The organism is Methylophaga sp. UBA1464 (genome assembly GCF_002325665.1).
In the GTDB taxonomy this organism is placed as follows: domain Bacteria; phylum Pseudomonadota; class Gammaproteobacteria; order Nitrosococcales; family Methylophagaceae; genus Methylophaga.
This window is the reverse complement of sequence record NZ_DCSO01000006.1, coordinates 1,830-10,475: the sequence shown is the minus strand read 5'-3', so window position 1 is coordinate 10,475 and position 8,646 is coordinate 1,830. Positions and strand designations below refer to the sequence as shown.

The window sequence follows — 8,646 nt, the reverse complement described above, 5'->3', positions numbered from 1 at the left end:
ATACGACGTAAGCAACCTTATGAAGTTTATGAAAAACTGGACTTTGATATTCCGGTGGGCAAAGAAGGCGATTGCTATGATCGTTATCTGGTGCGGATCGAAGAAATGCGCCAGTCCAATAAAATTATGCAGCAATGTGTTGACTGGCTGCGAGCCAATCCGGGGCCGGTGATTATTGATAACGTTAAAATTGCCCCGCCCAGCCGTGCCGATATGAAAGATGATATGGAAGCTCTGATTCATCATTTCAAACTGTTTACCGAAGGCTATTGTGTACCGGAAGGTGAGGTCTATAGTGCTGTGGAACATCCTAAAGGCGAGTTTGGCATTTATATGGTGTCGGACGGTGCCAATAAACCCTACCGGGTCAAAATCCGTGCACCGGGCTTTCCCCATCTGGCCGCAATGAATGAAATGGCCAAAGGTCACTTGCTGGCAGATGTGGTGGCGATTATCGGCACCATGGATATTGTTTTCGGAGAGATTGACCGATGACAGCAGAATTGCAACTCACAGGCCACCGGGATCAATTATTCAATGAGACGTTACGTCAGCAGTTGGATAAATGGATCAGCAAATACCCGCCCGGGCAGTCCCAATCTGCGGTCATACCGGCGTTACATATTTTGCAGGATGCCCATGATGGCTGGCTTAGCGAGGGGGTGATGCGAGCGCTGGCTGAATACCTGGAACTACCCGCTATCAGTGTGTTCGAGGTTGCGACGTTTTATACGATGTTTGAACTCAAGCCAGTGGGTAAACACAAAATCAGCGTCTGTACCAATATTTCATGTTTGCTTTGTGGTTCTGAAGATATCGCCAATCATTTACAAAAACGACTTGGTATTGGTTTTGGCCAGACCACTGCTGACGGAAAATTCACGTTAAAAGAAGTAGAGTGTCTCGGTGCTTGTGTCGGCGCGCCGATGCTATTGCTGGATCGGGATTATCACGAACATCTGACACCGGAAAAAGTCGACGCGTTACTGGGCGGGGTAAAATGATGCAGCTGAATCAGGTTTGTTTTCGTACCATGCATCTCGACCAGCCCTGGTCGATGGAATCTTACCGCAGCGTTGGTGGTTACCAGATGCTGGAGAAAATCCTCCGCGAGAAAACCCGCCAGGAATCCATCATTGAGACAATCAAGAATTCCGCATTACGCGGACGTGGTGGCGCGGGCTTTCCTACCGGCTTGAAATGGAGTTTTATGCCGCGGCGTATGCCGGGTGATAAATATATCGTCTGCAACTCGGATGAAGGTGAACCAGGCACCTGTAAAGATCGTGACATTATGCGATTCAACCCGCATCAGTTGATTGAAGGCATGATCATCACTGGATATACCATTGGTGCCCAACGCGGCTACAACTACATTCGCGGCGAGTTTTTTGAACCGATAGAGCGGTTTGAACAAGCGTTAATTGAAGCGCATGAAGCGGGGTACCTCGGTAAAAATATCCTGGATAGCGGCTTTAATTTTGAACTGCATACCCACCCCGGAGCCGGTGCCTATATCTGTGGAGAAGAAACAGCATTACTGGAATCTCTGGAAGGCAAAAAAGGCCAGCCACGCTATAAACCCCCATTTCCTGCCGGTTATGGCTTATATGGTCGGCCGACAACCGTAAATAACACTGAAACACTGGCCTCGGTGCCGGTGATTTTGCAGCATGGTGCAGACTGGTTCCATGAGTTGGGAACGCCCAATAACGGTGGTCAGAAAATTTTCTGTATGAGTGGCCATGTTAACAAACCGGGGAATTATGAAGTGCCCCTGGGGATGCCGTTTGCCGAATTACTGGAACTTGCTGGTGGTGTGCGTAATGGTAATAAATTAAAAGCAGTGATTCCCGGTGGCACCTCGACGCCAGTGGTGCCAGCGGATGTGATGATGCAGACTGCGATGAGTTATGACGGTATCGGTAAAGCCGGCTCGATGCTGGGTGCTGGCTCGGTCATCGTGATGGATGAAACCACCTGCATGGTCAAGGCGCTGGAACGCATTGCCTATTTCTATTACGAAGAGTCCTGCGGTCAATGCACTCCCTGTCGTGAAGGTACCGGCTGGCTGTACCGGGTCATCAAACGTATTGAAGAGGGCGAAGGTCGCCAGGAAGACCTGGATCGATTAGTGGATGTTGCCAACAATATTAACGGCAATACTATTTGTGCCTTGGGTGATGCGGCTGCGGCACCGGTTATCAGTTTTATCAAGCATTTCCGTGATGAATTCCAATATCACATTGATCATAAATCGTGTCTGGTCACTGAACCGGAATTGAAGCTCAACTATGGTTAATATCGAAATTGACGGCATTCCACTGAAAGTGGATTCGGGCAAAATGATTATTCAGGCTGCTGATGAGGCAGGCATTGATATTCCGCGTTTCTGTTATCACAAAAATCTGTCGATAGTCGCTAACTGTCGTATGTGTCTGATCGAAGTGGATAACGCTCGAAAAGCATTGCCGGCCTGTGCCACGCCTGTTGCTAATGGCATGAAAGTCTTTACCCAATCAGAAACTGCGCTGGCCGCTCAGCGTGGGGTAATGGAATTTCTATTAATCAATCATCCACTGGATTGCCCGATTTGTGATCAGGGCGGGGAGTGTGAGTTACAGGATTTATCGCTGGGCTATGGCAGTGGTATCAGCCGATTCAGCGAGAAGAAACGTGTTGTCAAAGATAAGGATATCGGACCGCTGGTACAGACCGATATGACACGCTGTATTCACTGCACCCGTTGTGTAAGGTTTGGTCAGGAAATTGCCGGTATAAAAGAGCTTGGCGCGACGGGCCGTGGCGAACATATGGAAATTGGCACCTATGTTGAACACAGTCTGGCTTCAGAACTATCCGGCAATATTATTGATTTATGTCCGGTTGGAGCCTTAACCTCCAAACCATTCCGATACAAAGCCCGTGCCTGGGAAATGACTTCACATCCGTCAATTGCCCTGCACGATGCCGTGGGATCCAGTATTGACCTTCATACCCGGCAAAATGATGTGATGCGTGTAGTTGCCCGGGATAATGAATCCGTCAACCAGAGCTGGATCTCGGATCGGGACCGATTCAGTTATCTGGGATTAAAACACCCGGATCGCTTGCTGAATCCGATGATTAAACAAAATGGTGAGTGGCAGACCACTGACTGGCAGACAGCATTGGAATTTGCGGTTGATGGTCTCAAACACGTTAAAGCCAAAAATGGTGCTGATCAGATTGCTGGATTGATCTCGCCAACGGCTACCCTGGAAGAGGCCTATCTGTTTCAGAAATGGTTACGGGCATTTGGCAGTCAGAATATTGATCATCGTTTACGCCAGCTGGATTTCAGTGATGCAGCACATGAGCAGTTCGCACCAATAAGTCTGGCTGATGTTGAAGACAGTGATGCAATTGTTTTGCTGGGCTGTAATGTTCGTAGTGAGGCGCCAATGCTGGCACATCGGATTCGTCAGTCCGCGTGTGCCGGTGGCTTGGTCAGTGATATCAACTTCTTCAAGACCGATTTATTGATGCCGGTAGACCGCCAGGTTGTGGTCAATTCAGCACAGTTATTTACGCTGTTAAGTGGCATTGCTAAAGCCTTGTTACACCTTGATGCCAATGCGGCTAAAACATGGCAGCATCTGATGCGGGAACAGGCGGCTTCAGCGACCGAACAGAATATTGCCATGCAACTGGCTAATGCCGAGAAAGCTTTAATTGTGGTTGGAGCTTTAGCCAATCAACATCCTCAGGCATCGATTATTCGTGCATTGGTAGCTTTGATTGCCAATCTAACAGGAGCACGTTTATTAATTCTGCCGGAAGCCAACAGCCGGGCATTGCATCAGGCGGGCGCTTTGCCACATCAGGAAATGGCTAAGGACGTTAAGGATGGCCTCGATGCAAAAGCGATCTGGGAAGAACAGTTACGTGCTTATGTGTTATTTAATGTTGAGCCGGAGTTTGATTGTGCCAATCCGGCCGCTGCCCAGCTAGCATTGCAACGGGCAGGGTTTGTGGTGGCGATGAATAGCTTTCAGTGTGACAGCCTGCGTGAATATGCCGATGTGTTGTTACCCTTGGCGGCGTTTGCCGAGACTTCCGGTACGTTTGTCGGGCTGGATCATCAATGGCAATCTTTTACCGGCGCGGTTGCACCTCCCGGAGAAAGTCGTCCCGGCTGGAAGATTCTCCGCGTGCTTGGCAATATTTCGAAATTCACCGGTTTTGATTATGTTTCCTCAGAAGGTGTGCGTCAGGAATTGCAGGATCAGCTAAACCGTCAATCCACAGTCAGAAAGTCACTTTATATACCAGCTGAAATAAATACTTTCAAAGGTTTGCAGCTTATTTCAGAGGTACCGATTTATCGTACTGACAGTCTGGTCAGACACAGTAAAGCGCTTCAACTGACGCCGGAAAATCAGTTTCTGGATTCCTTACGTATACATCCGGCACAGGTTGAGAAATTCGGTTTGAATCAGGGAGATCAGGTACAGATTCAGCAAGGTGAACTCTGTATAACCGCGAGTGTATTGATTGATGAGCAGATTGCAGAAGACATGGTCTATCTGGCAGCTGCTTCACCACTTAGTGCTCGGTTGGGCCCGTCATTTGGCAATGTGGATTTATCCGCGATGCTGGAGACAGCTGATGCTTGATATTGTCACTCAGCATTTATTACCCAATATCGGCAAAATTTTGCTGATAGTGTCGGTATTGATGGTAGCCGTAGCTTATCTAACGTTGGCTGAACGCAAAGTAATCGGGTATATCCAGATGCGTATCGGCCCTAACCGGGTTGGACCAAGAGGCTTGCTGCAACCTATTGCCGATGGCCTGAAGTTATTGCTCAAAGAAATCATTGTACCAACCCGGTCCAATCTGTACCTGTTTGTATTGGCACCGGTATTGGCAATTGGCCCGGCTTTGGCAGCCTGGGCGGTGATTCCTTTTGATGCAGGCATGGTGCTGGCTGATATCAATGCCGGTTTGTTATATGTTTTAGCAATTACCTCAATGGGGGTTTACGGCATTGTGATTGCCGGTTGGGCATCAAATTCACGTTATGCGTTTTTAGGTGCGATGCGCAGTGCTGCTCAAGTTGTGTCTTATGAGATAGCCATGGGGTTTGCCCTGGTCGGGGTGTTGATTGCCGCAGGCAGTCTGAACCTGAGTGAGATAGTTCTGGCACAACAAGGCGGTATTTTGTACTGGTACTGGTTGCCATTGTTACCGTTGTTTGTCGTGTACTTTGTCTCAGGTGTTGCGGAAACCAATCGCGCGCCGTTTGATATTGCTGAAGGCGAGTCCGAAATTGTTGCCGGCTTTCATGTGGAATATTCCGGCATGGCATTTGCGATATTTTTCCTCGCTGAATACGCCGATATGATTTTGATTTCAATTCTGGCCGCTACCTTGTTTATGGGAGGGTGGCTGTCGCCCTTTGAAGGTATTCCGGTGCTGGAGCCGATGTTTGCCTGGGTGCCGGGGTTGGTATGGTTATTACTGAAAACCAGCTTTTTCCTGTTTGTTTATCTGTGGATCCGCGCCACCTTCCCTCGTTATCGATATGATCAGGTTATGCGCCTTGGCTGGAAAGTATTTATCCCGGTGACGCTGGTGTGGTTGGTAGTGATTTCGACCATGCAAGTATTTGATATTGGTCCCTGGTTTAATGATGTTGTGGAGGTGTCCACCTCATGATGGATTCCATACGTCACTTTTTTAAAAGCTTTTTATTGTGGGAGCTGGTTCAAGGCTTACGCTTGACCGGCCGGCATTTGTTTTCCCGAAAAGTTACGGTGCAATATCCCGAAGAACAGACACCGCAATCCCCACGTTTCCGTGGTTTACATGCATTGCGACGCTATCCGAATGGCGAGGAACGCTGCATTGGTTGCAAGTTGTGTGAAGCGGTTTGCCCGGCATTGGCTATCACCATTGATACTGAACCACGCGAAGATGGTACCCGTCGGACCACACGCTACGATATTGATTTATTTAAATGTATTTATTGCGGGTTTTGTGAAGAATCCTGTCCTGTGGATTCAATAGTTGAAACCCGGGTATTCGCCTATCACTTTGAGAATCGTGGCGAAAATATTATCGACAAACAACAGCTATTGGCCATTGGTGATAAATATGAAGCTGAAATTGCTGCTGATCGGGAGGCTGATGCGCCTTATCGCTAGCAACTAGCCTTGGCCTGAGGATTATGGAAAAAATACTGTTTTACTGCTTTGCTGGAATTTTGTTATTTGCTGCCACCATGGTGATTACGGTACGAAATCCGGTACGTGCTGCCTTATTTCTGGTACTGGCATTTTTTACCAGTGCGGCAATCTGGCTGATGCTGGAAGCTGAATTTCTGGCGATTAGTCTGGTGCTGGTTTACGTCGGTGCAGTACTGGTCTTGTTTCTGTTTGTAGTAATGATGCTGGATATTGATACCAGCACACTTAAGGAAGGTTTCACCCGTTATTTGCCGTTGGGCTTGTTTGTCGCGGTGCTGATTGTTCTGGAGTTAATTGCGGTTTTGGGCGCAGCGAATTTTGGTCTGGATCAATTTCCAGCCCCGGAAAGTTCAACAGAAAGTAATACCAAAATGCTCGGCCGATTGCTTTACACGGTGTATGTATATCCATTTGAAATTGCATCCGTGATACTGACAGTGGCGATTGTGGCTGCGATTATGCTGACCTTGCGACCCAATAAACGCAAAACCCAGGATCCGGCTGAGCAGGTCAAGGTGCGTAGTACCGATCGCGTGCGTCTGGTCAAAATGGCTTCGGAGAAACGTCAGGATGGGAAAGACAAATCATGATTGCTTTATCTGACTACCTGATTGTTGCGGCTATATTATTCAGCTTGTCAGTAGCGGGTATTTTTCTTAATCGTAAAAACATCATTATTCTGCTGATGTGTATTGAATTGATGCTGTTAGCAGTGAATCTCAATTTTATCGCTTTTTCCCACTATGCCGGCGACGCTGCAGGTCAGGTATTTGTATTTTTTATTCTGACTGTTGCTGCCGCAGAAGCGGCGATTGGACTCGCCATACTGGTGGTGCTTTTCCGTAATCTCAGCACCATCAATGTTGATGATCTCAATCGGTTAAAGGGCTGATGGCATGACGCAGTCCTTATTATTAACCATCGTTTTAGCGCCATTACTGGGCAGTATTATTGCCGGTTTGTTTGGCCGCAAGATTGGCCGTAACTGGTCACATCGTGTAGCAATTGCCGGAGTCAGTATTGCGTTTTTTTTATCACTCTGGGTTTTGAAGCTGGTGGTGATGGATGGCGCCAGTTATAACCAGGCGGTGTATCAGTGGTTACAGGTCGGCAGCCTGAGCATAGAAGTCGGTTTTATGGTTGATTCACTGACAGCAGTGATGATGACAGTGGTGACCTTTGTGTCGCTGATGGTGCATATCTACACGATTGGCTATATGCATGACGATGATGGCTACAGCCGTTTCTTCAGTTATATTTCGCTGTTCACTTTCTCCATGCTGATGCTGGTCATGGCGAATAATTTCATGCAATTGTTTTTCGGCTGGGAAGCGGTTGGTGTGGTGTCATATCTGCTTATTGGTTTCTGGTATAAAAAGCCCACGGCGATTTACGCCAATCTCAAGGCATTCCTGGTTAATCGTGTCGGTGACTTTGGCTTTCTGCTGGGCATCGCTGCAGTACTGATGTATTCCGGCAGTCTGGATTATCTGGAAGTATTTAATCAGGCACCGGTGATGGCTGGGCAGACCATTTCCATATTTGATAACCATACATGGTCATTAATGACTGTTATTGGCATTCTGTTATTTATCGGTGCGATGGGTAAATCGGCCCAGGTGCCATTGCATGTCTGGTTACCGGATTCGATGGAAGGTCCGACCCCGATATCCGCATTGATCCATGCGGCGACAATGGTCACGGCGGGTATTTTTATGGTGGCAAGAATGTCGCCATTATATGAATATTCTGAAACAGCACTGTCGTTTATTCTGGTGATTGGTGCGATTACCGCTTTGTTTATGGGCTTTCTCGGTCTGATTCAAAACGATATTAAACGGGTTATCGCTTATTCCACCCTATCACAACTTGGCTATATGACAGTGGCTCTCGGCGTATCAGCTTATTCTGCCGCGATTTTCCATTTATTCACTCACGCATTTTTTAAAGCTTTGCTGTTTCTGGCGGCGGGATCGGTGATTTTAGCTCTGCATCACCAGCAGGATATCCGGCAAATGGGCGGTCTGAAAAAATATCTGCCTATCACTTACTGGACCAGCTTAATTGGGACCTTGGCGTTAATTGGGTTTCCTGGTCTGGCAGGCTTTTTTTCCAAAGATGCCATCATTATGGCGGTGCATGAATCCACCATTGCGGGCAGCAGCTTTGCGTTATGGGCGGTAATGATTGGGGTGTTTGTCACCAGTCTGTACAGCTTCCGGCTTTTGTTTCTGGTGTTCCATGGCAAGGAACGCTTTGATGCACATGGTCATCCGCCTCATGAATCCCCAAAAGTCGTTACCTGGCCATTAGTCCTGTTAGCGGTTCCGTCAGTCTTGTCAGGTTATCTGATTGGCAGTCTGGTGTATGACAAATTCTTTGGCGATGCAATAACGGTTATGCCGCAGCAACG

The 8,646-nt window shown here is 47.8% G+C and carries 8 protein-coding genes and 1 pseudogene; all 9 read left to right on the top strand.

Annotated elements, in window-relative coordinates; genetic code table 11:
- Positions 1-495 (top strand): annotated as a pseudogene (locus B3O33_RS00505) (NADH-quinone oxidoreductase subunit D); the annotation flags it as partial.
- Complete coding sequence (gene nuoE, locus B3O33_RS00500) at positions 492-1,004, top strand: NADH-quinone oxidoreductase subunit NuoE (protein ID WP_292362377.1); 513 nt, start codon at positions 492-494, stop codon at positions 1,002-1,004. The pseudogene B3O33_RS00505 and the gene nuoE, both read left to right, overlap by 4 nt.
- The gene (gene nuoF, locus B3O33_RS00495) at positions 1,004-2,302 is read left to right on the top strand and encodes an NADH-quinone oxidoreductase subunit NuoF (RefSeq protein ID WP_292362661.1); all 1,299 of its coding nucleotides are present in this window, start codon (positions 1,004-1,006) and stop codon (positions 2,300-2,302) included. Before nuoE ends, nuoF begins: the two co-directional genes overlap by 1 nt.
- Positions 2,295-4,658, top strand: a complete 2,364-nt coding sequence (gene nuoG / locus B3O33_RS00490; RefSeq protein WP_292362378.1) for an NADH-quinone oxidoreductase subunit NuoG — start codon at positions 2,295-2,297, stop codon at positions 4,656-4,658. Before nuoF ends, nuoG begins: the two co-directional genes overlap by 8 nt.
- Positions 4,651-5,703, top strand: a complete 1,053-nt coding sequence (nuoH, locus tag B3O33_RS00485; protein ID WP_292362379.1) for an NADH-quinone oxidoreductase subunit NuoH — start codon at positions 4,651-4,653, stop codon at positions 5,701-5,703. The genes nuoG and nuoH overlap by 8 nt, the downstream gene beginning before the upstream one ends.
- The gene (gene nuoI, locus B3O33_RS00480; RefSeq protein ID WP_292362662.1) at positions 5,703-6,191 is read left to right on the top strand and encodes an NADH-quinone oxidoreductase subunit NuoI; all 489 of its coding nucleotides are present in this window, start codon (positions 5,703-5,705) and stop codon (positions 6,189-6,191) included. The genes nuoH and nuoI overlap by 1 nt, the downstream gene beginning before the upstream one ends.
- A gap of 23 nt (positions 6,192-6,214) precedes the next feature.
- Positions 6,215-6,823, top strand: coding sequence for an NADH-quinone oxidoreductase subunit J (locus B3O33_RS00475; RefSeq protein WP_292362380.1), 609 nt, complete (start codon positions 6,215-6,217; stop codon positions 6,821-6,823).
- Entirely contained in the window at positions 6,820-7,125 is a 306-nt protein-coding gene (gene nuoK / locus B3O33_RS00470; RefSeq protein ID WP_069296551.1) for an NADH-quinone oxidoreductase subunit NuoK, read from the top strand. Before B3O33_RS00475 ends, nuoK begins: the two co-directional genes overlap by 4 nt.
- A 4-nt stretch (positions 7,126-7,129) precedes the next feature.
- A partial coding sequence (gene nuoL, locus B3O33_RS00465; RefSeq protein WP_292362720.1) for an NADH-quinone oxidoreductase subunit L occupies positions 7,130-8,646 on the top strand: 1,517 nt, incomplete at its 3' end.